Source organism: Lentzea sp. NPDC004782 (genome assembly GCF_040609115.1).
In the GTDB taxonomy this organism is placed as follows: Bacteria; Actinomycetota; Actinomycetes; order Mycobacteriales; family Pseudonocardiaceae; genus Lentzea.
On record NZ_JBEXJN010000004.1, the window covers coordinates 127,920 to 151,619 of the forward strand.

At 68.3% G+C, this 23,700-nt stretch carries 25 protein-coding genes; 16 read left to right on the forward strand and 9 right to left on the reverse strand.

The window, feature by feature from the left end:
* Positions 1–54: 54 nt before the first annotated feature.
* Positions 55–960, reverse strand: a complete 906-nt coding sequence (locus ABZV40_RS05410; RefSeq protein ID WP_355436183.1) for a nucleoside hydrolase — start codon at positions 958–960, stop codon at positions 55–57.
* Between the two features lie 116 nt (positions 961–1,076).
* On the opposite strand from ABZV40_RS05410, the gene ABZV40_RS05415 reads away from it, so the two are divergent.
* The 10 genes from ABZV40_RS05415 (at position 1,077) to ABZV40_RS05460 (ending at position 8,963) form a co-directional block, all read left to right on the forward strand.
* Positions 1,077–2,342 carry a Gfo/Idh/MocA family oxidoreductase gene (locus ABZV40_RS05415; protein ID WP_355436186.1) on the forward strand — a complete coding sequence of 422 codons (1,266 nt, stop codon included), beginning with the start codon at positions 1,077–1,079 and terminating at the stop codon, positions 2,340–2,342.
* Between the two features lie 7 nt (positions 2,343–2,349).
* The gene (locus ABZV40_RS05420) at positions 2,350–3,615 is read left to right on the forward strand and encodes an extracellular solute-binding protein (RefSeq protein WP_355436188.1); all 1,266 of its coding nucleotides are present in this window, start codon (positions 2,350–2,352) and stop codon (positions 3,613–3,615) included.
* A gap of 37 nt (positions 3,616–3,652) precedes the next feature.
* Complete coding sequence (locus ABZV40_RS05425; protein ID WP_355436592.1) at positions 3,653–4,522, forward strand: sugar ABC transporter permease; 870 nt, start codon at positions 3,653–3,655, stop codon at positions 4,520–4,522.
* Positions 4,519–5,346 (forward strand): carbohydrate ABC transporter permease, encoded by an 828-nt coding sequence (locus ABZV40_RS05430; protein ID WP_355436191.1) that lies wholly within the window; start codon positions 4,519–4,521, stop codon positions 5,344–5,346. The genes ABZV40_RS05425 and ABZV40_RS05430 overlap by 4 nt, the downstream gene beginning before the upstream one ends.
* A gap of 38 nt (positions 5,347–5,384) precedes the next feature.
* Entirely contained in the window at positions 5,385–5,819 is a 435-nt protein-coding gene (locus tag ABZV40_RS05435; protein WP_355436194.1) for a hypothetical protein, read from the forward strand.
* A gap of 6 nt (positions 5,820–5,825) precedes the next feature.
* Positions 5,826–6,872 (forward strand): Gfo/Idh/MocA family oxidoreductase, encoded by a 1,047-nt coding sequence (locus ABZV40_RS05440; protein WP_355436198.1) that lies wholly within the window; start codon positions 5,826–5,828, stop codon positions 6,870–6,872.
* Between the two features lie 34 nt (positions 6,873–6,906).
* Positions 6,907–7,422 (forward strand): hypothetical protein, encoded by a 516-nt coding sequence (locus ABZV40_RS05445; protein ID WP_355436200.1) that lies wholly within the window; start codon positions 6,907–6,909, stop codon positions 7,420–7,422.
* 181 nt (positions 7,423–7,603) lie between these two features.
* Complete coding sequence (locus ABZV40_RS05450; protein ID WP_355436203.1) at positions 7,604–7,807, forward strand: cold-shock protein; 204 nt, start codon at positions 7,604–7,606, stop codon at positions 7,805–7,807.
* Between the two features lie 74 nt (positions 7,808–7,881).
* Positions 7,882–8,454: an AAA family ATPase gene (locus ABZV40_RS05455; RefSeq protein ID WP_355436205.1), complete on the forward strand. Its 573-nt coding sequence runs from the start codon at positions 7,882–7,884 to the stop codon at positions 8,452–8,454.
* Positions 8,451–8,963: a hypothetical protein gene (locus ABZV40_RS05460; protein ID WP_355436208.1), complete on the forward strand. Its 513-nt coding sequence runs from the start codon at positions 8,451–8,453 to the stop codon at positions 8,961–8,963. The genes ABZV40_RS05455 and ABZV40_RS05460 overlap by 4 nt, the downstream gene beginning before the upstream one ends.
* 3 nt (positions 8,964–8,966) lie before the next feature.
* On the opposite strand, the gene ABZV40_RS05465 is transcribed toward ABZV40_RS05460, so the two are convergent.
* Complete coding sequence (locus ABZV40_RS05465; protein ID WP_355436211.1) at positions 8,967–9,413, reverse strand: hypothetical protein; 447 nt, start codon at positions 9,411–9,413, stop codon at positions 8,967–8,969.
* A 121-nt stretch (positions 9,414–9,534) separates the two neighbouring features.
* On the opposite strand from ABZV40_RS05465, the gene ABZV40_RS05470 reads away from it, so the two are divergent.
* Positions 9,535–10,176 carry a DUF4328 domain-containing protein gene (locus ABZV40_RS05470; protein ID WP_355436214.1) on the forward strand — a complete coding sequence of 214 codons (642 nt, stop codon included), beginning with the start codon at positions 9,535–9,537 and terminating at the stop codon, positions 10,174–10,176.
* On the opposite strand, the gene ABZV40_RS05475 is transcribed toward ABZV40_RS05470, so the two are convergent.
* The 5 genes from ABZV40_RS05475 to ABZV40_RS05495 form a co-directional block, all read right to left on the reverse strand.
* Positions 10,139–10,714: a TetR/AcrR family transcriptional regulator gene (locus ABZV40_RS05475; protein ID WP_355436217.1), complete on the reverse strand. Its 576-nt coding sequence runs from the start codon at positions 10,712–10,714 to the stop codon at positions 10,139–10,141. The two genes, ABZV40_RS05470 and ABZV40_RS05475, sit on opposite strands and share 38 nt — an antisense overlap.
* Complete coding sequence (locus ABZV40_RS05480; protein WP_355436219.1) at positions 10,711–12,636, reverse strand: YhgE/Pip domain-containing protein; 1,926 nt, start codon at positions 12,634–12,636, stop codon at positions 10,711–10,713. Before ABZV40_RS05480 ends, ABZV40_RS05475 begins: the two co-directional genes overlap by 4 nt.
* Entirely contained in the window at positions 12,633–13,265 is a 633-nt protein-coding gene (locus ABZV40_RS05485) for a hypothetical protein (protein ID WP_355436222.1), read from the reverse strand. Before ABZV40_RS05485 ends, ABZV40_RS05480 begins: the two co-directional genes overlap by 4 nt.
* Before the next feature lie 78 nt (positions 13,266–13,343).
* Positions 13,344–14,267 (reverse strand): GNAT family N-acetyltransferase, encoded by a 924-nt coding sequence (locus ABZV40_RS05490; protein ID WP_355436224.1) that lies wholly within the window; start codon positions 14,265–14,267, stop codon positions 13,344–13,346.
* Positions 14,268–14,278: 11 nt separating this feature from the next.
* Positions 14,279–15,112 carry a class I SAM-dependent methyltransferase gene (locus tag ABZV40_RS05495; RefSeq protein WP_355436227.1) on the reverse strand — a complete coding sequence of 278 codons (834 nt, stop codon included), beginning with the start codon at positions 15,110–15,112 and terminating at the stop codon, positions 14,279–14,281.
* A 179-nt stretch (positions 15,113–15,291) separates the two neighbouring features.
* Here ABZV40_RS05495 and rpsA point away from each other — a divergent pair, with 179 nt between their 5' ends.
* The 3 genes from rpsA to coaE all read left to right on the forward strand — a co-directional run bounded on the left by rpsA (position 15,292) and on the right by coaE (position 18,790).
* On the forward strand, positions 15,292–16,785 hold the full coding sequence (gene rpsA / locus ABZV40_RS05500; RefSeq protein ID WP_355436231.1) for a 30S ribosomal protein S1: 1,494 nt from the start codon (positions 15,292–15,294) through the stop codon (positions 16,783–16,785).
* Positions 16,786–17,037: 252 nt separating this feature from the next.
* Positions 17,038–17,631, forward strand: coding sequence for a hypothetical protein (locus ABZV40_RS05505; RefSeq protein WP_355436234.1), 594 nt, complete (start codon positions 17,038–17,040; stop codon positions 17,629–17,631).
* Between the two features lie 10 nt (positions 17,632–17,641).
* Positions 17,642–18,790 carry a dephospho-CoA kinase gene (gene coaE / locus ABZV40_RS05510; protein WP_355436237.1) on the forward strand — a complete coding sequence of 383 codons (1,149 nt, stop codon included), beginning with the start codon at positions 17,642–17,644 and terminating at the stop codon, positions 18,788–18,790.
* On the opposite strand, the gene ABZV40_RS05515 is transcribed toward coaE, so the two are convergent.
* Both ABZV40_RS05515 and ABZV40_RS05520 read right to left on the reverse strand, forming a co-directional pair.
* Positions 18,766–19,284, reverse strand: a complete 519-nt coding sequence (locus ABZV40_RS05515; RefSeq protein ID WP_355436240.1) for a hypothetical protein — start codon at positions 19,282–19,284, stop codon at positions 18,766–18,768. The genes coaE and ABZV40_RS05515 overlap by 25 nt on opposite strands.
* An 88-nt stretch (positions 19,285–19,372) precedes the next feature.
* Positions 19,373–19,918, reverse strand: a complete 546-nt coding sequence (locus ABZV40_RS05520; RefSeq protein ID WP_355436242.1) for a DUF402 domain-containing protein — start codon at positions 19,916–19,918, stop codon at positions 19,373–19,375.
* A 14-nt stretch (positions 19,919–19,932) separates the two neighbouring features.
* Between ABZV40_RS05520 and ABZV40_RS05525 the strand changes: the two genes are divergently transcribed.
* Positions 19,933–21,057 carry a DUF5685 family protein gene (locus ABZV40_RS05525; protein WP_355436245.1) on the forward strand — a complete coding sequence of 375 codons (1,125 nt, stop codon included), beginning with the start codon at positions 19,933–19,935 and terminating at the stop codon, positions 21,055–21,057.
* A 47-nt stretch (positions 21,058–21,104) separates the two neighbouring features.
* Positions 21,105–23,267, forward strand: a complete 2,163-nt coding sequence (uvrB, locus tag ABZV40_RS05530) for an excinuclease ABC subunit UvrB (protein WP_355436248.1) — start codon at positions 21,105–21,107, stop codon at positions 23,265–23,267.
* Positions 23,268–23,700: the final 433 nt, after the last annotated feature.

Below are 23,700 nucleotides of genomic sequence, written 5' to 3' on the forward strand. Positions count from 1 at the left end.
TTCCCCCAAAGAAAGTGCCCCCTTGCGCCTATCATCGCCACACCGTCAACGCTGTTACGTGAGCCCTCCCACAGCGTCGACGACCAGGTCGAAGAACCGGTCCACGTCGAGCCCGACGGCGACCCGCGCGTTGGGTTCCCGGCCCAGCCGCCCGTGCAGATCCACGACGGTCGCGCCACGCGTGAGTGCGCCGACCGTCTCGATGCCCACGAACGCCTCGACACACGTCACCAGCGTCGGATCGATCACTCGCGCGACCGCGACCGGGTCGTGCAGCGGTGGCGCCTCGAACCCGAACACCTCGCGGTAGGTCGCCGCGAAGAACGTCATCAGGTCCCCGCAGATCTGCCCGAGCGGGCCCAAGGCGTTCAACCGCGCCACAACTGCGGGCGTGACCAGCGCCTGGTGCGTCACGTTCAACCCGATCATCGTGACCGGCACGCCGCTGGAGAAGACGATCTCCGCGGCCTCGGGGTCGACGTAGATGTTGAACTCCGCGTACGGCGTCGTGTTGCCGCGCCCGGTCGACCCGCCCATCAACACGATCTCGCGTACCGCGGCCGTTCCGTAGCGCTGCAAGTACAAAGCCACGTTCGTCAACGCACCTGTCGCGACCAAAGTCGCCGGCATTGCCGCATGCATCACGTCGATTGCGTGATCCTCAACCACTCCAACGGAAACCGAGCCGAACGCCGGTCCGTCCATTCCGGACTCGCCGTGGATGTCCTCCGCCACGTGCAGCGGCCGCACCAGCGGCCGGGCGCACCCGCGTGCGATCGGCACCGAGATTCCGGCCGCCGAACAGATGCGCTGGGCGTTCAGGGTGACCTTGTCCAACGTCTGGTTCGCGGCGACGGTCGTGATCGCGCGCAGGTCGATCCCGGGCGCTCCGGCGGCCAGCAGAATCGCGATGGCGTCGTCGTGTCCGGGATCGCAGTCGAGCACTACGGGAGTGGGCATGAGGCCATCATCGGGGTTCACGTCCATGAAACAGCCGAAAACGTTTTCGCGAACCCTTGACGAGGTCAGGGCCGGTGCGGCTAGCGTGGGGAAACCGTTTACCGGGGAGGTTTGCGATGGTCCGCAGGCGCTACGCCGTGGTCGGCACGGGAGCACGGGCGGAGCGGCACATCCACGCCATCGCGGTCGAGCACGCGGCCACCTGTCAGCTCGTCGCGTTCGCCGACGTGAACCGCACCCGGATGAACGTCCACAACGACCGGCTCGTGGCACAGGGGGTCGAGCCGGTTCCCGCGTACGACGCGAGCGACTTCCTCAGGATGCTCGACGAGCAGCAGGTCGACGTGGTCGTGGTGACGACCGTCGACCGGCACCACGTCACCTATGTCGTGGAAGCGCTCGACGCCGGTCGTGACGTCGTGACGGAGAAGCCGATGACGACGGACGTGCCGTCGGCGCGCAAGATCCTGGACGCGGTGCACCGCAACGACGGCAACGTCACCGTCACGTTCAACTACCGCTACAACCCGATCCACGAGAAGGTGCGCGAGCTGCTCGCGGAAGGCGCGGTCGGCGAGATCGGGTCGGTGCACTTCGAGTGGCTGCTCGACACCCGGCACGGCGCCGACTACTTCCGCCGCTGGCACCGCGACAAGGCCAACTCCGGTGGTCTCATGGTGCACAAGGCGACGCACCACTTCGACCTGCTCAACTGGTGGGTCGGCTCGATTCCGGAGACGGTCTACGCGCACGGCCGGTTGTTCTTCTACGGCGACGAGAACGGCAAGCTTCACGGTTACACCGACGACGAGCGGTTCGCGTTGAAGCTGGAGCAGAACGACTGGCTCAGGAAGCTCTACCTCGACGCACAGCACGAGGACGGGTATCGCCGCGACCAGAACCCGTTCGAGCCCGGTGTGTCCATCGAGGACGACATGTCGGTGATCGTCCGGTACGCCGACGGCGTGAACCTGACCTACCACCTCACGGCCTATTCGCCGTGGGAGGGCTACCGGTTGATGGTCAACGGCAGCAAGGGGCGTCTCGAACTGGAGGTCGTCGAGAACTCCTGGGTGTCGAGCCGGCACCCGACCGTGCACGGCGTCAACGCCAACCCGGAGGACGGGTGGGCGAAGCTGTCGGTGCAACGGCTGTTCGAGGAACGGGAAGAGGTCCCGGTGGAGTACGACCGGGACGGTCACGGCGGCGCCGACCAGCGCATGGTGGACGCGCTGTACGGGCCGCCCGGGCAGGAAGACCCGTTGGGACGCAAGGCAACGCACTACGACGGCACCCTCTCGCTGCTGACCGGTTTCGCCGCCAACCGCAGCTTCGAGACCGGGGAACCGGTCCGCGTCGTCGACGTCATCGACCTTCGATAGGAGAGCTGTGAAAGCGCACGGGGTTGTGGGCTTGCTGCTGTGCACCGCGCTGGCGGCGAGCGCGTGCGGTTCGGGAGGCGGCAGCGGTCAGGCCGAGATCCGTTTCATCTGGTGGGGCAACGACGACCGCGCCAAGGTGACCAACGAGGCGGTGCGGCTGTTCGAGAGCCGCAACACGAACATCAAGGTCTCGACGTCGTTCCAGAACTTCCAGAACTACTTCGAGAAGCTCTCCACCGAGATCGCGGGCGGCAACGCGCCGGACGTGATCCAGATGGACTACCGCTACCTCAACGAGTACGCGGGCCGCAACGTGCTGCTCGACCTCACCCCGTACGTGGGCAAGGAGATCCGCACGAGCGACTGGAACTCCGGCTTCATCGGCAGCGGCAAGCTGAACGGCAAGCAGGTCGCGATGCCGTTGGCGCAGAACGCCACCGCGATCGTCTACGACCCGAAGCTCTTCGACGCGGCCGGTGTCAAAGCGCCCGAACTCGGCTGGACTTGGGCCGACTACGAGGAACGTGCGGCGAAGATCCAGGCGAGCACCGGCGGCAAGATCGCGGGCGCCACGGACTTCGGCGGCACCGAGGACGTCTTCGAGACCTGGTTGCGCCAGCACGGCAAGAAGCTCTACGCCGAGGACGGCAAGCTCGGGTACTCGAAGGACGACCTGAAGGCGTTCTGGCAGCTCTCCAAGGACTTCCGCGACGGCAACGCCACCACGCCGCCGGAGCTGGTGACCACGCTGAACGCCGGTGCCGAGCAGACGCCGATGGGCAAGAAGCTGTCCGCGTCCGAGCACACCTACGACAGCCTCTACGGCGGCTACAACACCGTGCGGCCGGACGAGCTCAAGCTCGGCCCGTACCCCAGCGACAGCAAGGAGGCGCTGGGTTCGTACCGCAAGCCGTCACAGCTGATCAGCGCCTCCGCCCGCACCAAGAACAAGGACGCGGCGGTCAAGCTGATCGACTTCCTGCTCAACGACCCCGACGCGGGCAAGATCCTCGGCGCGAACCGCGGGCTGCCGGCGAACCTGAAGATCCGCGAGGCCGTGGCGCAGAACCTCGGCGGTGCCAACAAGGTGATCTTCGACTACGAGAAGGCGGTGGACGCGAAGCTCGGCGACGCGCCGCCCGCGCCGCCGAAGGGCGACGGTGCCGTCTACAAGCTGATGCAGCGCAAGCACGAGGAGATCGTGTTCGGCAAGAAGACGATCGACCAGGCGGCCGACGAGTTCTTCAAAGACGCCGAACAGGCGTTGAGCTGACGCCGTGGTGCTCGCCGAGCGGGTGTCTTCCGCACCGGTGAAGCCGGCCGCCGAGGGCGCGCCCCCTCGGCGGCCGAGTCGGTCGCAGGGCGTCGCGTACCTGTTCCTCGGGCCGTGGCTGCTCGGCGCGATCGGCCTCACCGTCGCGCCGATGGTCGTGTCGCTGTACCTGTCGTTCACCGACTACGACCTGTTCAACCCACCGAAGTGGGTCGGCCTCGGCAACTACGCCAAGCTCTTCGGCGACGACCCTCGCTACCTGCGCTCGGTGGGCGTGACGCTGCGGTACGTCGCGTGGTCGGTGCCGTTGAAGCTGGTGCTCGCGCTGGCCGTCGCGTTGCTGCTGAACTCGTTGCGCGGCAAGGGACAGGCGTTCTTCCGCTCGGCCTTCTACGCGCCCTCGCTGCTGGGCGCGTCGGTCGGGCTGGCGCTCGCGTGGCGGGCGATCTTCGACACCTGGGTCGACACGCCGGACCACGCGTTGCTCACCATCGTGCTGTTGTCCGCGTGGCAGTTCGGTGCGCCGATGGTCATCTTCCTGGCCGGGTTGCAGCAGATCCCGCGCGACCTGTTCGACGCGGCCGCGGTCGACGGCGCGGGTTGGTGGCGGCGGCTGTGGTCGATCACGCTGCCGATGCTGTCGCCGGTGCTGTTCTTCAACCTGGTGCTGGAGACGATCCACGCGTTCCAGGCGTTCACGCAGGCGTTCGTGGTGAGCGGCGGGCGGGGCGGGCCCGCCGACTCGACCCTGTTCTACACGCTCTACCTGTACGAACGTGGGTTCACGGAGTTCCGAATGGGTTACGCGTCGGCGATGGCGTGGGTGCTGCTGGTGGCGATCGCGGTGATCACCGCGGTGCTGTTCCGGACTTCGCGGTACTGGGTCTTCTACGGAGACGAACGATGAGGCGGGCCGGAGTCGTTGTGCTGTGCCTGGCCGCACTGGCCCTGGTGTTGTACCCGATCGTGTGGTTGCTCTCGGCGTCGCTGACCCCGGTCGAGGACCTGGTGGCGCACCTGCGTTCGCTGTTCCCCGGCAGGATCACCGCGGACGGGTATCGAGGTGCCCTGGAAGGCGCGGGCGGTGAGTCGTTCTGGACGTTCCTCGGCAACTCCACGATCGTGGCGTCCGGCGCGGTGATCGGGAACGTGGTGTCGTGCTCGCTCGCCGCCTACGCGTTCGCCCGGCTGCGGTTCCGGCTCAGCGGCCCGCTGTTCGCGTTCGCGCTGCTCACGATCATGCTGCCGGCTCACGTCACGCTGATCCCGCAGTACGTGGTGTTCCAGCACCTGGAGATGATCGACACGTTCGTGCCGCTGATCCTGCCGAAGCTGCTGGCGACCGACGCGTTCTTCGTGTTCCTGATGGTGCAGTTCATGCGCGGCATTCCGCACGAGCTGGACGAGGCGGCGAAGATCGACGGTTGCGGGCCGGTCCGCAACTACCGGTACGTGGTGCTGCCGCTGTCCCGGCCGGCGATGGTGACGACGGCGATCTTCACGTTCATCTGGACCTGGAACGACTTCTTCTCGCAGCTGATCTACCTGTCGTCGACCGAGAACTACACGATCCCGATGGGGCTGCGGCTGTTCATCGACCAGACGTCGTCGTCCTCGTACGGGCCGATGTTCGCCATGTCGGTGCTGTCGCTGGTGCCGATCGGGCTGTTCTTCCTGGCGTTCCAGCGGTTCCTGGTCGCCGGGGTGGCCACGACGGGGCTGAAGGGATGACCCGCGAACGTCTCGAAACACTCGCCGACACTTTGTTGGTGGGACTGTTCGTGTTCGTGGCCTCACTCCCGCTCGTGACCGCCTGCTCGGCCTTCGGGGCGGGATGCGCTGTCCTGCGGGGCGGTCTTCCGGCCGGAAGGTTCTGGTCACTGCTGCGGGTGCGGTGGGTGCCGGGACTGGTGTTCGCGGTGCTGTGGGTGGTGCTGGTGGTGGACGTGCTGCTCGTGGTCACGGTGATGCCGGCGCCGTGGTTCGTTCGCGGCGGGGTGTTGCTCGCTTCGGCGGCCTTCGGTGCGCTCCTGCTTGATCAAGCACGTCTCGGATGGCGCGGCGCATTGAAATTCGAGGCACCTCGGCCGATGCTGATGGCCGCGTTGGTGGTCGCCGGTGTGCTGGTGTGGGCCCTGCCTCCGCTGGCGCTGGTGATCGCCGGACCGCTCGCGCTGGCGGCGGAGTCCACCCGAGAAGGGTGAGGGACGATGCGCGTTGCGCTGGTCGGTGCACGTGGGCATGGGGCGCGGCACGTGGAGAACCTGCTCCGGCTCGGGCACGACGGGGTCGCGACCTTCGTGGGCGTCGTCGACGTCGCGGACGTCGACGTGCCGGTGCCGTCCTACCCCGACCTGCCGTCGCTGGCCACCGAACTGCACCCCGAGGTCGTGGTGATCTCCTCGCCTCCCGCGACCCACCGCGACCTGGTGCTGAGTGCGTTCGCGCTGGGGTGTGACGTGCTGGTGGAGAAGCCGGCGCTGCTGACCGTGGCGGACTTCGACGAGATCTCCGCGGCCGCCGCCGAACGCGGGCTGGTCTGCCAGGTGGGGTTCCAGGCGCAGGGCCGCGGGTCGTACCGGAGGCTCTGCTCGTTGATCGGGTCCGGTGCGTTGGGCGACATCGCGGGCATCGGCGCCGCCGGCCGTTGGGTGCGCACGGACACCTACTACGAGCGGGCCGCGTGGGCGGGACGGCAGGGCGAGGACGGGACGCTGGTGAACCCGTTCGCGCACGCCGTGCAGAACGCGCTGCTGCTGGCCGACGTCGAGGAACGCACGGACATCGGCATCGAGCTGGAGCTGTTCCGGTGCCGCGACACGATCACCGCCGACGACACGGCGTGCGTACGCGTCACGGCCGATGGCGCACCACCCGTCGTGGTGGCGACGACGCTCTGTGCGTCGACATCGTTGCCACCGGTCGTGCTGGTGCACGGCTCGTTGGGGCAGGCCGTGTGGTGGTACGACGAGGACCGGCTGACGGTCAACGACCACCGCATGGCCGTGCCGCCCCGGGTCGACCTCCTGGAGAACCTCATCCGGCACCGCCAGACCGGGGAACCGCTCGTCGCGCCTCTCGCGGCCGCGCGGGCGTTCACGTCGGTCGTCGAGGCGTGCGCCAAGGCGGACGTGCCGCTGGTGCCCGCCCGCCGCGTCGTCGACCGGTACGTGCTGGACGGCATCGACGAGGTCGTCGTGCGCGCCGCGGAGAAGGTCGCGACTTTCAGCGAGCTGGGCTGCGGTTTCGGGCGGTAGTCTCCCGCCGGGTCCGCTCGTTCGGGGAGTTGCGTTGGACACCTACATCGACTTGAGGGACGTCCGGCTGACGGGATACGTCAGCCAGGGCCTCATCGTGCTCGTCGCCGTCGCCTCCGTGTGGGGCACGATCAACGACTGGCGGGGCGGCTCGTCCTCGTGGAGCTTCCTCGCCATCATGCTCCTCATCCCCGCGGGCGTGGCGTTCGTGCTGTGGTTCCGCAACGCGACCCACAACGCCGAGGCCATCGCCCTGCACGGCGTGCGGATGATGCCGGACGTGTGGCGGGCCTCCGACCCGGCGCAGCGCGACGTGCCGTTCGACCAGCGGGTGGCCAGCCCGTTGATCAAGCCGTGGCAGTACGCGTTCCTCGCGATGGTGTCGTGCGACATCCTTGAGTCGCTGATGCTCGACACCCCCGTCTACGTGGTGTTTTCCACGCTGTCGACGCTGTGCGCGCTCGTCGCGGCCGGCCTCGCGTGCTTCCTCGTGTGGCGTGTGTCGCTCATGCAGCAGCGGTTCGCGGTGCCGGTGCGGAAGCGCCGGTAGCTTTCCGGCGACATGGGGTAGACTGTCTCCTGGTTGTGGTTTTGTGTTCGTGTCATTTCACGCTCGCCAAACTTCAGTTGCGAGCGCTTCTCCTTCTTCGCGGTAGGGGCAGGTCGGCTCTCGACCAACCACGGAGCGGCCGCAAAGTGCGGCACGCTCTTCAGCATTGAAGGAGCAGTACATGACCAACGGCACCGTCAAGTGGTTCAACGCCGAAAAGGGCTTCGGCTTCATCGCCCCCGAGGACGGCGGCGCTGACGTCTTCGTCCACTACTCGGCCCTCAACGGCGGCGGCTACCGCAGCCTGGAGGAGAACCAGAAGGTCACCTTCGACGTCACGCAGGGCCAGAAGGGCCCGCAGGCGACGAACGTCACCGCTCTCTGACGTTGTTCGCGAAGCAGGGCCTCCGGGTTTCCGGGGGCCCTGTTTTGATGTTGTGATGGCACTACCCTGGCCCGATGCCGTTGCTCGGACCAGCTGATCCGCTGCCGCACGTGCCCCGGCGCATCCTCGTCGCCGGCAACACCGGTTCCGGCAAGTCGACCCTCTGCCTGCGCATCGCGCAGCAGCGCGGCCTGCGGCGGATCGAGCTCGACAGCCTCTACTGGGGTCCACAGTGGACGCCGCGCCCGGAGTTCCGCGCGGAGGTCGCGGCGTTCGCGGACGACGGCCACTGGGTCACCGAGTTCCAGTACAAGGAGGTGCGGCGCGAGCTGCTGGCCCGTGCGGACACGTTGGTGTGGCTCGATCACCCGTTCGCGATGGTGATGGCACGGCTCGTCAGTCGCACGATCAGACGTCGCGCGCGCAGGGTGGAGTTGTGGAACGGTAACCAGGAACCGTCGTTGTGGTCGGCGTTCACCGACTCCGAGCACATTCTGCGGTGGGGCCCGAAGACCTACCGGCGCAACCGGGCCAGGGTGCTCGCCCTGGTCGACCAGGTCGTGGTCGTGCGGTTGCGCGGGCAGGGGCAGGTGGAGCGGTGGCTGGCAGGGCCGCTGGCCTCGGTCGGACGGGAGCGTGCTCGGTGAGAACGGCGCTGGTGCTCGGCGGAACCGGGATGTTGGCCGGATGTGCGGCACGGCTGGTCGAACGCGGCTGGCAGGTCGTGCTGCCGTCGCGGACCCGGCCCCTGATGGCCGACGACGGTCCGGGACGTGCGGCGCGTGCGTCGATCTCGCGCGGTCACCGTCCGACGTGGATCAAAGCCGACTGGACCAAGCCGGCGGAGCTGGCGTCCGAGGTCGAGTACGAGCTCGCCGGGCGACCGGTGAACCTGCTGGTCGCGTGGGTGCACGACAGCTACCGCGTGGACGTGCTGCGGGCCGTGCAGCACCTTCTCGCCGATAACGCGCCGGTGGTGGAGGTGCACACGCACGCGCCGGTACCGGACCCGGTCCTGCCGCATCCGACGCAGCAGGTGCTGCTCGGCCACTTCGCCCACGACGCCGCCCTGCGCACGAGCCGTGCGGTGCTGGAGGCCGTCGAACGGGCGTTGGAGGGGCGGGCGCCCTCGCTGCACCACGAGGACGCCCGCTGACCGCTACTTGACGACCTTCGCGCGGCCGATCTCGGCCTGCACCTTGATGCCCGCGGCCACGTCCACGAGCTGACGGACCACCACGTCCTCGTTGCGGATGTCGGCGATCTTCTGCTTGGTCTTGGTGGTGAACTCGAACTTCTCGACCTTCGGCGAGGTGATCTCCGCGGTCGCCCGGAACTCCTTGGTGAAGTCCACGACCACCGCCGCGTTGTCGAGGACCTGCAGCTGGTAGTCGTCCGGCCGGTCGGAGGAGAAGCCCTTCTTGAACTGGCCGCTGACCTTGATGCCGCCGGTCGTCTCCTCGAAGTCGAGGACACCGTCGACGGGCGAGAACAGCTTCTCCTCGAAGGTGGCGCTGGCCTTCGCGGGCTCCGCGGCGAGCGCGGGGGACGTCGTGAGCGCGGCGCACGCGAGCAGCGCGGCGAGGATGCGTAGCGGTTTCGACATGCCTTCGTTCGTACCGGCGGCCTTTTAGCCCCGCACGACCAAACACATCGCTCGATCGGGCGTTGAGGCTGTACGCTCCGCCGCGACGTCGGGGGACGTACGTTTCTTGGGGGGACTTTCAGTGAGCAACGAGGCTTTCAGACCCGTGCGCGGAATCGGTACCGCGGCGATCATCCTGATCGTCATCACGGTGGTGCTCGACATCGTGAACACGGTCGCGGACTGGACCCTGGGCTCGGTGGTGACAGACCACGTCGAGGGCACTGCGGCCCAGGCGGCGGCGGTGGCGGCGCTGCTGATGCTGCTGTGGATCTGGCTGGTCGCCTACGTGCTGGCGGGCATCACGTTCATCGTGTGGATGTACTGGGCGCGGCTCAACTCCCACGCCACCGCGTCCAGGCACCAGCACAAGTGGGCACCGATGTGGGTGATCCTCGGCTGGCTCATCCCGATCGTGAACCTGTTCGTCCCGCAGGCCGTGATGCACGACATCTGGCGTGCGTCGGACCGCAGCCAGGGCACGCTGGCACTGCAGCTGAGGCCCAGGAGCGGCCTCGTCACCGCGTGGTGGTCGTGCTGGATCGTGTCGTTCGTGCTGGCCTACGTCGGCGCCAGGCTCCAGACGGACCAGGCCGTGTGGTCGACGCTCTCGACGGCGGCGACCGTCGCGGCCGCGGTGCTCGCGATCCAGATCATCCGGAAGATCAACGACGCCCAGCACGCCGTCACCGAGCCGGTCCCAGCCCCCGCACCAGGTGCATGACCGACTCGCGCACCTCCGCCCGTGACCGCTCCGGCTGGAACACCTGCCAGTCCAGGGCGATCACGAGCAGGGTGCCGAACAACGCCGCCGACGCGGTGCCGACCTCGACCCCGTCGGGGAGCCGGTCCGCGTCGGCGAGGCGCTTCATCTGACTCTTCACGATCGACACGATGTCGTCGCGCAGCAACGAGAGAGTGCCGTGCCACTGACCCGGCGTGCGCCACAGTTCGGAGACCAGCAGCTGGCCGAACGCCGGGTACTCGGCCCAGAAGCCGAGCATCTCGTCGACCAGCGCTTCCAGTGAGTCGTCGGCGGTCTCCGCGGACCGCAGCCGGCCCGCGAGGATCTCCACACCGTGGCGCAGCAGGGCTTCGACCAACGCGTCCTTCGACGCGAAGTTGTAGTAGATCGTGCCCTTGGCGACGCCCGCCTCCGCGGCGATCTCGTCGACCGTCACCGAGGCCGCGCCCCGTTCGCCGACCAGCTTCAACGCCGCGTCGAAGAGCTTCTGCCTGGTCGCCGTCGTCCGCGCGCTCACAGGACGAGCTCCGGCTTGAGCTTCGACGGTGTCCACACCCGCTGCTTGTAGGCCGCCACGGAGGACAAGGCTAGGGCTCCGACCAGCCAGGCGAGAAGGATCAGCGCGTCGTGTCCGACGCTGCCCAGGTCGCCGCCGTACATCAGGTGGCGCAGACCGTCGACCGCGTAGCCCATCGGCAGGCCGTAGTGCAGCGGGTACAGCGGCACCGGGATCGTCTGCCACGGGAACGTGCCGCCGGCGCTGACCAGCTGCAGGATCAGCAGGATCAGGCCGAGGAACTTGCCCACGGCACCGAACGCGGCGTTCAGGGCGTGCAGGATCGCGACGAACGTCAGCGACATAAGCACGAGGAAACCGAACGTGCCCAACGGGTTCGACGGCACGATGTCCACCACGAACCGCACCACCGTGAACATCACGAGCACCTGCACGATGCCCAGCAACGCACCCGGCAGCCATCCGCCCAACGCCACCCGCAGCGAGGACTGACCGGCGGCGAGCGCACGGCGTGACAACGGACGCAGCAGCAGGAAGAGCACGAACGCGCCGATCCACGTTGCGAGGCCGAGGAAGAACGGTGCCAGGCCCGCGCCGTAGGTGGCGGCCTTCGTCTGGGACAGGCCCTTCACCGCCACCGGGTCACCGATGGCCTGCGCGATCGCCGCGCGGGTCGGGTCGTCCGCGTTCGGGATCTTGTTCACGCCGCCGTTGAGGCCGTCGCGCAGCTGGGCCGAACCGTCGGCGAGCTGGTTCGCGCCGTCCTTGAGCTTGGTGGTGCCGTCGACGGCCTTCTGCTCGCCGTCGCGCAGCTGGGCCGTTCCGTCCGCGAGCTTCGTGGCACCGTCGTCGAGCTTGCCGATGCCGTCGACGAGGGCGGGCATCTTCGAGGCGAGCAGTTCGGCGCCGTCTGCCACCTGGTCCGCGCCGTTCGCGAGCTTGCGCAGGTCGCTCGACGCGCCCTGGACCTTGCCGTTGGCGTCGTCGACCGGCTTGCGCACCTGGCCGATCGTGGACATGACGCGCTGCACCTGGTCCTCGGTGAAACCCAGTGCGCGCAAGCGGTTCGCGATGTCGCCGTTGGCCTGGTCGAGCACGCCGACCAGCGCCTGCGCCTTCTGCGCGTACTCCTCGGCCTGGCGTGCCGCGGTCTCGTTGCCGTTCGCGACCTGACGCGCGCCGTTCGCGAGCTGACGGGTGCTGTCGGGCAGCGGCGCGGTCTGCGAACGCAGCTGGTGGGTGCCGTCGCGGAGCTGCGCGGCGCCGCTCGCGGCCTGCGTGGCGCCGTCGAGCAGCTGGTGCTGGCCCTTGTCGAGCTCGTTCACGCCGTCACGCAGCTGAGCAGCGCCGTCCGCGAGCTTCGTCGCGCCGTCGGCGGCCTTGGTGGTCTCCTCGCGGATCGTGGAGAAACCGAGCAGGAACTTGTCCGCGGCCTCGGTGGAGACCTTCGCGGTCACGGCGCGCCGGACCTCGGCGACGACCTGGTTCGCGATCGTGCTGCCCAGGTAGTTGTTGGCGTCGTTGGTGGTCAGCGTCAGCACGCCCTGGCGCGGCTTGTTCTGCTCGGCGGACGTGAGCGCCTCGGAGAAGTCCTCCGGCAGCGTCAGGGCGAAGATGTACTTGCCCTTCCGCACGCCCTCGTCGGCCTCGTCGACGGTGTCGACGAGGTGCCAGTTGAACTTGTTGCCCTTCAGCAGCTCGTCCCCGACGTTCTTGCCGGCGTTGAGGTCCTTGGTGCCCTTGTCCTTCACGACCAGCGCGGCCGGGACGTTGTGGAGGTTCGCGTACGGGTCCTTGTTTGCGTACAGGTAAAGCGACGCGTAGAGCAGCGGCACCAGCGAGAGCGCGACGACTGCGAGCTTGGGCAGGGTGCCGGACGTGATCCGGCGAAGTTCGTTGAAGGCCATGCGAAGGGCGCTCATGCGGTGATCTCCATCTTGGTGTCGTCGTTGTCCTCACCAAGGCGCGCGTGCGGGATGTCGAGGATGTGGGCGGAGGTGTTCGAGCAGAGGGCGACCACGGACCGTTCGGGGGTCACGTAGGTCTGCGCCAGGGCGAACCACTCGCGCGGGTCGGGGTGGTAGCGGTCCGGGCAGTCGAGGACGAGCGTGGTGACGCCGGGGCGTTCGGAGGCCAGTTCGAGCATCACCGCGCACCGCGTGTGCGCCGGCACGTGCTCGAAGCGCTTGGTGGCGTGCTCTTCGGCGCCGTGCTCGACCAACCAGTCGTGCACCGCCTTCTTGCCGGAGGGCATGCGGTTCATCGCGAGCTCCTCGCCGACGACGGCGGCCAGCGTCAGCGCCTCCTCCGGCTCGTTCACCTCGGGGGCGTCGACCAGCACGACCTGCTTGCGCAGCGTCTTGGCGTCCGGCGACACCGTGCCGGTCGAGGGCTTCATGCGGCCGGAGAGCAGCAGGCCGAGCGCCGTGTGACCGGTTCCGGGCTCGCCCGCGACCAGCGTCAGCTCGCCCGGCTTCACGACCAGCGAGGTCGGCCGGAGCAGTGGACCATGTGCTCCGTTGACGCCTGCGCGTTCTGCGCGGATCTCCACGGGTTCACCTTCCGTTTAAACTGACCGGTCAGTACAAATTCTGGCGCAGGCTCGGCTCGGTGGCAAGTCGGACATAGTTCACCTGAGGGCGGATGCCGGACGTACTTCCCACACGGTCCACAACGGCCGGTAGCCCTGGCGCGGCCAGAAGACGCTGCTCAACGGGTTCGGCGGGTTGTAGTAGAGGTACGTGCCGACCGCGCCCATCCGGTGCAGCTCATGGTGGGCGTAGGCGACCAGCTGCTGGCCGATGCCCGTGCCGCGGGCGCCGGGCAGCACCGAGAGGCAGTTCACATAGCCCCAGCGGCCGCGCGGCAGCCTCGTCGCGGCCATCGAGCCGGGCTCGGACGACACGATCGCGCACTCGGCCAGCGCGACCGCGATGCCGTCGCGCTCGGCGAGCCAGATGGGGCTCGCGTTGGCCAGGCGCTCGGCCAGCGCGCGTTGCTTGATGGCGCGCGCTTCCGGGCGGACGATCGTGGAGCCGACGAACGACGAGTACTCCAGTTCCGCCAGCGCCAGCTCCAGCACGCTGTCCAGGTCGTGCGGGGTGGCGCGGCGGATCGTCAGCGTGCGCGGGACGCGGGCCGGGGGAGTCCGCAGGCGCACGGCGAGCACGGACAGCGGCACCATGCCGTGGTCGAGGAACGCGCGTGCGGCTCTGGTGTCGCGGCTCGGCCAATGCACCACGCACGCGCTGTCGTCGTCGCCCGTCTCATGCGTGTCGAGGTGCTGGCGGAAGCGCGTGAGCAGCGCGTCCATGCCCTGTGAGGTGCCGATCAGCGGCAGCAGCTCCCACACCTGCGCGGTCGACCACAGCCGGGTCGTCGAGTGCTCGTCGAACGTCTTGTGGCTGATGACCCCGGCCACCCGCGTGCCGTCCGCGAGCGCCGCCGTGATGACGTGCCCGTCCGTCGGCGGCTCGGCGGCGGCCGGGAGCAACGGGTCCAGTGAGGTGAAACGAGCCGACTGGGCCGCCACTAGTCCGCGTGCCGGGGTCATGGGCGTTGAGATTACGACGTCAGGCGTGTGCGGAAGATCGCGGTGCCGGGGAACAGCCTGCCCCGCAGCGGGCTCCACTGGCCCCAGACGCGGGTGTGCCCCTTCGGCCACTCGGGTTCGACGAGGTCTTCCAGCACGAAGCCGGTGTTCGTGAGGGCCTTCACGTAGTCGCCGAGCGTGCGGTGGTGCTCGACGTAGGTGGCGTGGCCCTCGGCGTCGACCTCCACGTAGGGGGTGCGGTCGAAGTACGACTGCGTGACCGTGAGTCCGAGCGGGCCGGGGTCGTCCGGGAAGATCCACCGCATCGGGTGATTCACGGCGAACACCCACCTCGCGCCCGGCTTGAGCACGCGGGCGACCTCGCCGAAGACCTCCTCGACGTCCGCCACGAACGGCACGGCGCCGAACGCCGAGCAGGCGGCGTCGAAGGTGCCGCTCCGGAACGGCAGCTGGTCGGCGCTGGCCTGCACGAGCGGGACCTCGATGCCGGTCCTCGCGTTGTTCTCGCGGGCGTGCCGGAGCATGCCCTCGGAGATGTCGAGCGCGGTGACGTCCGCACCGTTGGCCTTGAGCCAGCGCGCGCACGGCGCACTGCCGCAGCCGACTTCCAGGATGCTCCGACCAGCGACTTCGCCCAGGAAGCCGGTCTCCTCCTCACGCAGGCCCTCCGGACACCAGACGAAGTCGGCCGCGCCGAGGAAGTCGCCGTGCGTCTCGTGATAGTCGTCGGCGTCGGCGTCCCACCAGACGCGGTTCGCCGCGCGTGACTCGGCGGCGTCCGCCCCGCGCTTGACGATGCCGGCGGTGCCGAGCGCTTGCTCCGCGCTCGCGTGCTGGTTGGACACACTGCTCCTTCACATGGGGGCTGGTTTGCTTGCGCGTCTGGCGGCCGCGTACGATATCGCGTGCGTAGTGGGTTAGTGCTGCCCATGATCCAGAACGGTCGGGATTCCAGGTCGCTGCGACGCTGCGCGCGCACCACTACCACTCATTAATGCCAATCCGTACCGGAGCCACCTACCTAATGTCCACCGACACCACCACCGCCCCCGTTGCCGCTGCGCCGAAGCAGGTCGCGATCAACGACATCGGGACGGAGGAGGACTTCCTCGCTGCTATCGACAAGACGATCAAGTACTTCAACGACGGCGACATCGTTGAGGGCACGATCGTCAAGGTCGACCGGGACGAGGTCCTGCTCGACATCGGCTACAAGACCGAGGGCGTCATCCCCTCGCGCGAACTGTCGATCAAGCACGACGTCGATCCCGCCGAGGTTGTCTCCGTCGGTGACGAGGTCGAGGCTCTTGTTCTCCAGAAGGAGGACAAGGAAGGCCGCCTGATCCTCTCCAAGAAGCGCGCCCAGTACGAGCGCGCCTGGGGCACCATCGAGGCCCTCAAGGAGAAGGACGAGCCGGTCCGCGGCACGGTCATCGAGGTCGTCAAGGGTGGTCTCATCCTCGACATCGGCCTCCGCGGCTTCCTCCCCGCCTCGCTCGTCGAGATGCGTCGCGTCCGCGACCTGCAGCCGTACGTCGGCCGCGAGCTCGAGGCGAAGATCATCGAGCTGGACAAGAACCGCAACAACGTGGTCCTGTCCCGCCGCGCGTGGCTGGAGCAGACCCAGTCCGAGGTCCGCAGCGAGTTCCTCAACCAGCTGCAGAAGGGCCAGGTCCGCAAGGGCGTCGTGTCCTCGATCGTCAACTTCGGTGCCTTCGTGGACCTGGGTGGCGTCGACGGTCTCGTCCACGTCTCGGAGCTGTCCTGGAAGCACATCGACCACCCGTCCGAGGTCGTCGAGGTCGGCCAGGAGGTCACGGTCGAGGTCCTCGACGTCGACATGGAGCGCGAGCGCGTCTCCCTGTCGCTGAAGGCGACCCAGGAAGACCCGTGGCGCCAGTTCGCCCGCACCCACGCGATCGGCCAGATCGTGCCGGGCAAGGTCACCAAGCTGGTTCCGTTCGGCGCGTTCGTCCGCGTCGACGAGGGCATCGAGGGCCTGGTCCACATCTCCGAGCTGGCCGAGCGCCACGTCGAGATCCCGGAGCAGGTCGTCCAGGTCGGCGACGACGTCATGGTCAAGGTCATCGACATCGACCTCGACCGTCGCCGCATCTCGCTGTCGCTCAAGCAGGCCAACGAGGGCTTCACGGTCGACACCGAGTTCGACCCGACCCAGTACGGCATGGCCGCCGAGTACGACGACCAGGGCAACTACATCTACCCCGAGGGCTTCGACCCGGAGACCCAGGAGTGGCAGGACGGCTTCGACAAGCAGCGTGAGGAGTGGGAGCGTCAGTACGCCGAGGCCCACACTCGTTACGAGGCCCACATGAAGCAGATCCGCAAGGCCGCCGAGGCCGAGGAGGAGGCGTCCGCCGAGGGTGCGGGCAACTACACCTCGGGTGGCGACGTCTCCGGCACCACCTCGGTGGGTGCGCCGGCTCAGTCCGGTGGCACGCTGGCTTCGGACGAGCAGCTCGCCGCGCTTCGGGAGAAGCTGTCCGGCGGCATGTGAGTCCGCCTGGCCTGATCTGACCAAGGCCCCTGCACCCTTGCGGTGCGGGGGCCTTTGTCGTCGTGCCCGGCCGTTCCGGTCGCGCCTCGTTGTCGATGAAGGGCGCCTTCATCGACGTCAGGTGGATGAAGGCGCCCTTCATCCACCGCGACGCCGAACGCTCGGAGACGCCACCCGTTCACTCTGTGGTGGAGGCCGAACCCCGTTGTGTAGGTTGGCAAACCTATGCGTGGGAACAAGTTCGCTGTGGTGGTGCTTGGCGCGGTTGCGCTGTCGGTCTGCGTGGGCTGCTCGTCTCCGGCGCCGCAGACCCAGGCGCCGCCACCGCAGATCCCGAAGATCACCCCGCCCACCAAGCCGTCGCGGGTGCCGGTGATGGTGGATCGGCCGCTGCCGGACGACTGCGAGCTCGTGGTGCCGGTTGAGGTCATGAACGCGACGGTCGGGCAGGAGTTGCCCGGCGAGCCTCGGATCATCATCGGGATCAAGGAGCCGTCGATCGGGAAGACCGGGAAGATCGACTGCTACTACGGGATTCCCGAGAAGCGCGGGCTTGACGACGCGAAGATCGTGATTGGGCTGTCGACGTACGTGGACGAGTTGACGGCTCGTACTCGGGTCACCGAGAGCGTCGAGGCTGAGCGGCAGGACGGGGCGAAGATCACCGAGGTCGACGTCGGGAAGCAGAAGGGGACGTTGATCGAGGGCAAGGACGAGCAGTTGCTCATCGGGTCGCTCGGGAAGTCGACGTTCGTGGTGCGCAACCGGAACAACTTCCTCCCGCAGGCCCGGCTCATGGCGGTGCTGCCGGTACTCGCTCAGCAGGCCATGACGCCTCCGGTCTAGCCTGTGCGGCATGCTCAGGGTGGGGTTGACCGGGGGAATCGGGTCCGGCAAGTCGACGATCGCGAAGCTGCTCGCCGACAAGGGCGCGGTCGTGATCGATGCGGACAAGCTCGCGCGTGAGGTGCTGGAGCCCGGGACCGAAGGGCTTCGGGAGGTCGTCAAGGCGTTCGGGGACGACGTGCTGAACGGCGACGGCACGTTGAATCGGGCGGCGTTGGCGGCCAAGGCGTTCGTCAGCGAGGAGGCTCGGCAGACGCTCAACTCGATCACGCATCCGCGGATCGGGGCGTTGACCGGGCAGCGGATGGCTGAGGCGCCTGAGGACGCGATCGTCGTCCACGACATCCCGTTGCTGGTGGAGCGGGACATCGCGGCCGTGTACCACCTGGTGATCGTCGTGTACGCGGACGTGGAGACCCGGCTGCGGCGGTTGGTCGGCAGCCGGGGGATGGATCGGCGGGACGCGGAGAACCGGATTGCCGCGCAGGCCACGGATGAGCAGCGGCGGGCTGTTGCGGACGTGTGGCTGGACAACAGCGGTGAGGTTCCGGACGTCACCGGGTTGTGGGATCGGCTGGTCGGGTTCGAGAAGAACGTGCGGACGCAGTCGTACGCGTCCGGACCGCCGATTGTCGTGCCGTACGACGGGCGGTGGCCCGCTCAGGCACGGCGGATCGCCCGGCGGATCAGCGTGGCCGCCGGTGGGCGGCGGGTCGAGCACATCGGGTCCACCGCGGTGCCCGGGCTGGCGGCGAAGGACGTGCTGGACTTCCAGCTCGCCGTGGAGGACATGGCGGCGGCCGACTCGTTGCGGGAGACGTTGGCGCAGGCCGGGTTTCCGTACGTGGGGCCGTATGAGGACACGCCTCGTGGTGACGGCGACTGGAGCAAGCGGCTGCACGCCGGGGCCGATCCCGGACGGCGGGTCAACCTGCACCTGCGGGTGGAAGGGGCGCCCAACTGGCGGTGGGCGATCGATTTTCGCGACTGGCTGCGGCACGACGCGGCGGCGCGGGCGGAGTACGCGGAGCTGAAGCTCGAGCTGTCCCAACGGTTTGCGGCCGACTCCGGGGCTTTCGCCTACGGTGAGGCGAAGGAGCCGTGGATGGAGGCGGCCGTCGCGCGCGTTGCGGCTTACAAGGGCGGCCAGGTGTCGTAGATGCCCTGCCACGTCAGCCAGCTCGTGAGGTTGTGGTTGACGTTGCTGAGCTCTTCGAGGGTGCGGTGGACCGTGCGCAGGGCCTGGTCGGCGTCGCCGGGGCGCAGGACTCGGCCTGCCACGGCGGCGGCGAACTCCTCGCTGCGGACGATGCGGGCGGTGGTGCCGCCGGGAACTGCCAGGCCCAGCAACAGGTCGGTGGTCTGCCAGTGGCGGTGGTCGCGCTCGACGCGCACGGCGGAGAGCACGCTCGGGCCGCTGCGGGCGTGGCGGGAGCGGGCGCGGTAGGTCGTGAGGCGCAGGCCCAGTTCGGGCAGCAGCCAGGTGACCTCGGCGTCGGAGAACGGGTCTTCCGGGGTGGGATGTTGGATCCGCAAACCCCACCGTTCGACGTCGCACGAACTGAGGGTCCGCGTGCCACCGGACGAATAAGTGCGCACGCCCGAAATCGTGTCGATGACGTCGACCAGCTGAGGTGTAGTGACCGCTCCCACGGCGCCGAGGGTAGTCAAATAAGTGCGCCCAGTTACACGCCGGGTCGATTCGTTACGTCACGGTCAGATGACGAACACACTCTGTGTATCAACGCCATGTGGTGGGACAACCCGAAGAGGTGAGCCACCTGACCACATCGTGACCGTGCGCTGAAATTCCCGACACCGCTGAGTAGGTGGTTTCCAGCGCCCATTGCGCGCGTTCCGGTGTGATCAGGTTGTGCTGAACTGCGGCGATCAACTCGTCCGTGTCCAGAACGTTGACGCTGTGACCCGTTCGGACGATCAGATCGAGGTACAGATCGGTTGTTTTCCACACGCTCCCGATCGCGTTGATCTCCACGACGTCGACGTAGAAGTCGAAGTCCAGTTGGTGGCCCGGGTGCCAGGACTGGCGCGTGACGCGGAGGTTGAGCTTGGGCAGGAACCAGCTCTCGAAGTGGCTGATCTTCGGGTGCCCCGCGAGCGGCCGGAACATGTAGAGGCCCGTCGGGGTGAGGCGGTACTCGTCGACGCTCCTCAACTGCCCCTTGGGATCGGTGTTGCTCTTGGCGTCCAGGTCGAAGTACTCGATCTTCGGCGGATGGATGTGTGCCACGTCGCCGATACTGCCATCACCGGCGCGTCCGGCCACTTAGGATGCCGCGCATGTTCGGGATCATCCGCCCCTGCCGCAACAGAATGGGCGCTGAGCTGCGGTCCGCGTGGCTCGCGCACCTGTGTGGCATGTGCCTGGCGTTGCGCGACGAGCACGGTCATCTCTCGCGGCTCGTGACCAACTACGACGGGCTGATGATCTCGGCGATGGTGGAGGCGCAGAGCGGCCTCTCGCGGCGGTCTGCGGGACCGTGCGCGTTGCGGGGGATGAAGTCCGCGGACGTGGCCGTCGGGTCCGGGGCGCGGCTGGCGGCGTCGGTGTCGCTGGTGCTGGCGTCGTTGAAGATCCACGACCACGTGGACGACGGGGACGGGCTCGCCGGCCGGGTCGGCTGGGCCGGGCGCGCGGTGGCGCGGCGCTGGGCTGCCAAGGGTGTCGGGACGGCGTCCGACCTCGGGTTCGACGCCTCGCTGATGATCGACTCGGTGCGGCGGCAGCCTCTCGTCGAGGCGGCCGCGGGGCTGGGGAGCTCGGTGCTGGTGGTGACCGAGCCGACGGAGACCGCGACCGGGTTCGCCGTCGCGCAGACCGCGGTGATCGCCGGGCGGCCCGGCAACGTCGAGCCGTTGCGCGAGGTGGGGCGGCTGTTCGGACGGGTGGCGCACCTGATCGACGCCGCGGAGGACCTGGAGTCCGACCGCGCGTCCGGTGCGTGGAACCCGTTGCTCGCCACCGGGACGTCGGTGGCCGAGGCACATCGGCTGTGCCTGGACGCCGTGACGGGCATCCGGCTGGCGCTCGACGAGGCCGAGTTCACCGACGCGCGGCTCGTGCACAAGCTGCTGGTGCACGAGCTGGCGGAGTCGATCATCCGGGCGTTCGGCGAGGACGAGCAGCCGGACGAGCAGCCGGACGAGCCCCGCTGGTCGGATCCTGGCAGCGGGCTGTGGGCGTATCCGCAGCTGAACTGGCAGCCGCAGCCGCGTGGCTGCTTCACGGGGTGTGGGGCGTTCCTCTACATGTGCGGGACGTGCCAGTTCTGCTGCCGCGACCCGTTCCCCGGCCCGTGGAGCGACAAGCGCCGCGAGAACCTGTTCGACTGCGACGGGTGTGACCCCGGCTGCTGCGACTGTTGTGACTGCGACTGTTGCTGCTGCCCGTGTGATGGGGTCTGATCAGGGACGATCTGAAATTGTCAGACCCCCGGCGTAACGTGCTTCCCGTGGCTTTCGCAACCGAGCTCCCGCCAGAGGAGAGCACCGTCAAGGCGCACTCCGAGCACCGTCCCGTCGGCGACATCGTCCGCACCGGCGGGCAGTTCCGGGTGGTCAGCGAGTACCAGCCGGCCGGTGACCAGCCCGCGGCCATCGCCGAGCTGGAACGCCGCCTGCGCGCGGGCGAGCGCGACGTCGTGCTGCTCGGCGCCACCGGTACCGGCAAGTCGGCGACCACGGCGTGGCTGGTCGAACGGCTGCAGCGCCCCACGCTGGTCATGGCGCCGAACAAGACCCTGGCCGCCCAGCTGGCGAACGAGCTGAAGGAGCTCTTCCCGCACAACGCGGTGGAGTACTTCGTCAGCTACTACGACTACTACCAGCCAGAGGCGTACATCCCGCAGACGGACACGTACATCGAGAAGGACTCCTCGATCAACGAGGACGTCGAGCGGTTGAGGCACTCGGCCACCATGTCGCTGCTGACCCGGCGCGACGTCATCGTGGTCGCCTCGGTGTCGTGCATCTACGGCCTGGGCACGCCCCAGTCGTACCTCGACCGCTCGATCCCGCTCGAGGTGGGCGTGGAGGTCGACCGCGACGCGTTCCTGCGCCTGCTGGTCGACGTCCAGTACACGCGCAACGACATGTCGTTCACCCGCGGCACGTTCCGGGTGCGCGGCGACACGGTCGAGATCATCCCGTCCTACGAGGAGCTCGCCATCCGCGTCGAGTTCTTCGGCGACGAGATCGACAAGCTCTACTACCTGCACCCGCTGACCGGCGACGTCGTCCGCGAGGTCTCCGATCTGCGGATCTTCCCGGCCACCCACTACGTGGCCGGCCCTGAGCGCATGGAACGCGCGATCCGCGACATCGAGGCCGAGCTGGAGACGACGCTCGCCCAGATGGAACGGCAGGGCAAGCTGCTGGAAGCCCAGCGGCTGCGCATGCGCACGTCCTACGACATCGAGATGATGCGCCAGGTCGGCTTCTGCAACGGCATCGAGAACTACTCGCGCCACATCGACGGCCGCGGCCCCGGCACCGCGCCGGCCACGCTGCTCGACTACTTCCCGGACGACTTCCTGCTGGTCATCGACGAGTCGCACGTGACGGTCCCGCAGATCGGCGGTATGTACGAGGGCGACGCGTCCCGCAAGCGCAACCTCGTCGAGCACGGCTTCCGCCTGCCCTCCGCCCTGGACAACCGCCCGCTGACGTGGGAGGAGTTCGCCGACCGCATCGGCCAGGTCGTGTACCTGTCGGCCACCCCCGGCCCGTACGAGCTGGGCCAGTCCGGCGGCGAGTTCGTCGAGCAGGTCATCCGCCCGACCGGCCTGGTCGACCCCGAGATCGTCGTGAAGCCGACCGAGGGCCAGATCGACGACCTGGTCCACTCGATCCGCGAACGAGCCGAGCGCGACGAGCGCGTCCTGGTCACCACCCTGACCAAGAAGATGGCCGAGGACCTCACCGACTACCTGCTGGAACTGGGCATCCGCGTCCGCTACCTGCACTCCGAGGTGGACACCCTCCGCCGCGTCGAGCTGCTCCGCCAGCTGCGCCTCGGCGACTTCGACGTCCTGATCGGCATCAACCTGCTGCGCGAGGGCCTCGACCTCCCCGAGGTCTCCCTGGTGGCGATCCTCGACGCCGACAAGGAGGGCTTCCTCCGCTCCGGCACCTCACTGGTCCAGACGATCGGCCGCGCGGCCCGCAACGTCTCCGGCGAGGTCCACATGTACGCGGACCGCATCACCGACTCGATGCAGCACGCCATCGACGAGACCAACCGCCGCCGCGCCAAGCAGGTCGCCTACAACGAAGAACGCGGCATCGACCCGCAGCCGCTGCGGAAGAAGATCACCGACATCCTGGAAGCCGTGTACTCCGAGGCCGAGGACGAGGTCCCGGTCGGCGGCTCCGGCCGCAACCAGTCACGCGGCAAGCGCGCCACCGGCGAGGGCGGCCGCTCCTCCGGCGTGGTCGCCTCGCACGAGCGGGCCGGGATGGCTCGGTCGGAGCTCGCGGATCTGGTGCAGTCGTTGACCGATCAGATGATGAACGCTGCCCGGGACCTGCAGTTCGAGCTGGCGGCTCGGTTGCGGGACGAGATCCAGGACTTGAAGAAGGAGCTGCGGGGGATGGACGCGGCCGGGGTGAAGTGAGATCCGCGGCTTGGGCGGGTGGTCGCGTTGCGTTTTAGGGCTTCCGGGGCTTCGCCCCGGACCCCGCCGATCTGATCGAGGACCAGCCGGCGCCGTGGGCGGGTTGATGGCACGCGTGTTGCTCACGGCGGCTTGCGGTTGCTTGGTTTCGTTGCGGTGTGGGTTGTTGTGAAAAGACGGGCTCGGCTTCGTCTTCGCGGATGATCTCGGGTTGCCGCCACCCGCGCCCATCTCCGCTTCCGCCTATCGGCCCTACCTCCCTTGCTGCGTCTCGGTGTTCCCGTCTCGGCCTCCTTCCCATCGGTGGCGTGGGCGTAGGCCGGGTGGCGCTTGACGGGAAACCTCTTCCCGGCCACTGTCGATCTCGCGCACTCGCCGCTGCGCTGCCGGGTTCGGTTGCGGGCGGGAGGCTTGCATGCTGCGCGGGGTGGCG

Coding starts and splice junctions, on each gene's coding strand:
- ABZV40_RS05430 (WP_355436191.1), top strand. CDS start 4,519: ATGAGGCGGGCCGGAGTCGTTGTGCTGTGCCTGGCCGCACTGGCCCTG.
- ABZV40_RS05465 (WP_355436211.1), bottom strand. CDS start 9,413: ATGTCGAAACCGCTACGCATCCTCGCCGCGCTGCTCGCGTGCGCCGCG.
- ABZV40_RS05490 (WP_355436224.1), bottom strand. CDS start 14,267: ATGACCCCGGCACGCGGACTAGTGGCGGCCCAGTCGGCTCGTTTCACC.
- ABZV40_RS05480 (WP_355436219.1), bottom strand. CDS start 12,636: ATGAGCGCCCTTCGCATGGCCTTCAACGAACTTCGCCGGATCACGTCC.
- coaE (WP_355436237.1), top strand. CDS start 17,642: ATGCTCAGGGTGGGGTTGACCGGGGGAATCGGGTCCGGCAAGTCGACG.
- ABZV40_RS05450 (WP_355436203.1), top strand. CDS start 7,604: ATGACCAACGGCACCGTCAAGTGGTTCAACGCCGAAAAGGGCTTCGGC.
- ABZV40_RS05525 (WP_355436245.1), top strand. CDS start 19,933: ATGTTCGGGATCATCCGCCCCTGCCGCAACAGAATGGGCGCTGAGCTG.
- ABZV40_RS05455 (WP_355436205.1), top strand. CDS start 7,882: ATGCCGTTGCTCGGACCAGCTGATCCGCTGCCGCACGTGCCCCGGCGC.
- rpsA (WP_355436231.1), top strand. CDS start 15,292: ATGTCCACCGACACCACCACCGCCCCCGTTGCCGCTGCGCCGAAGCAG.
- ABZV40_RS05415 (WP_355436186.1), top strand. CDS start 1,077: ATGGTCCGCAGGCGCTACGCCGTGGTCGGCACGGGAGCACGGGCGGAG.
- ABZV40_RS05440 (WP_355436198.1), top strand. CDS start 5,826: ATGCGCGTTGCGCTGGTCGGTGCACGTGGGCATGGGGCGCGGCACGTG.
- ABZV40_RS05410 (WP_355436183.1), bottom strand. CDS start 960: ATGCCCACTCCCGTAGTGCTCGACTGCGATCCCGGACACGACGACGCC.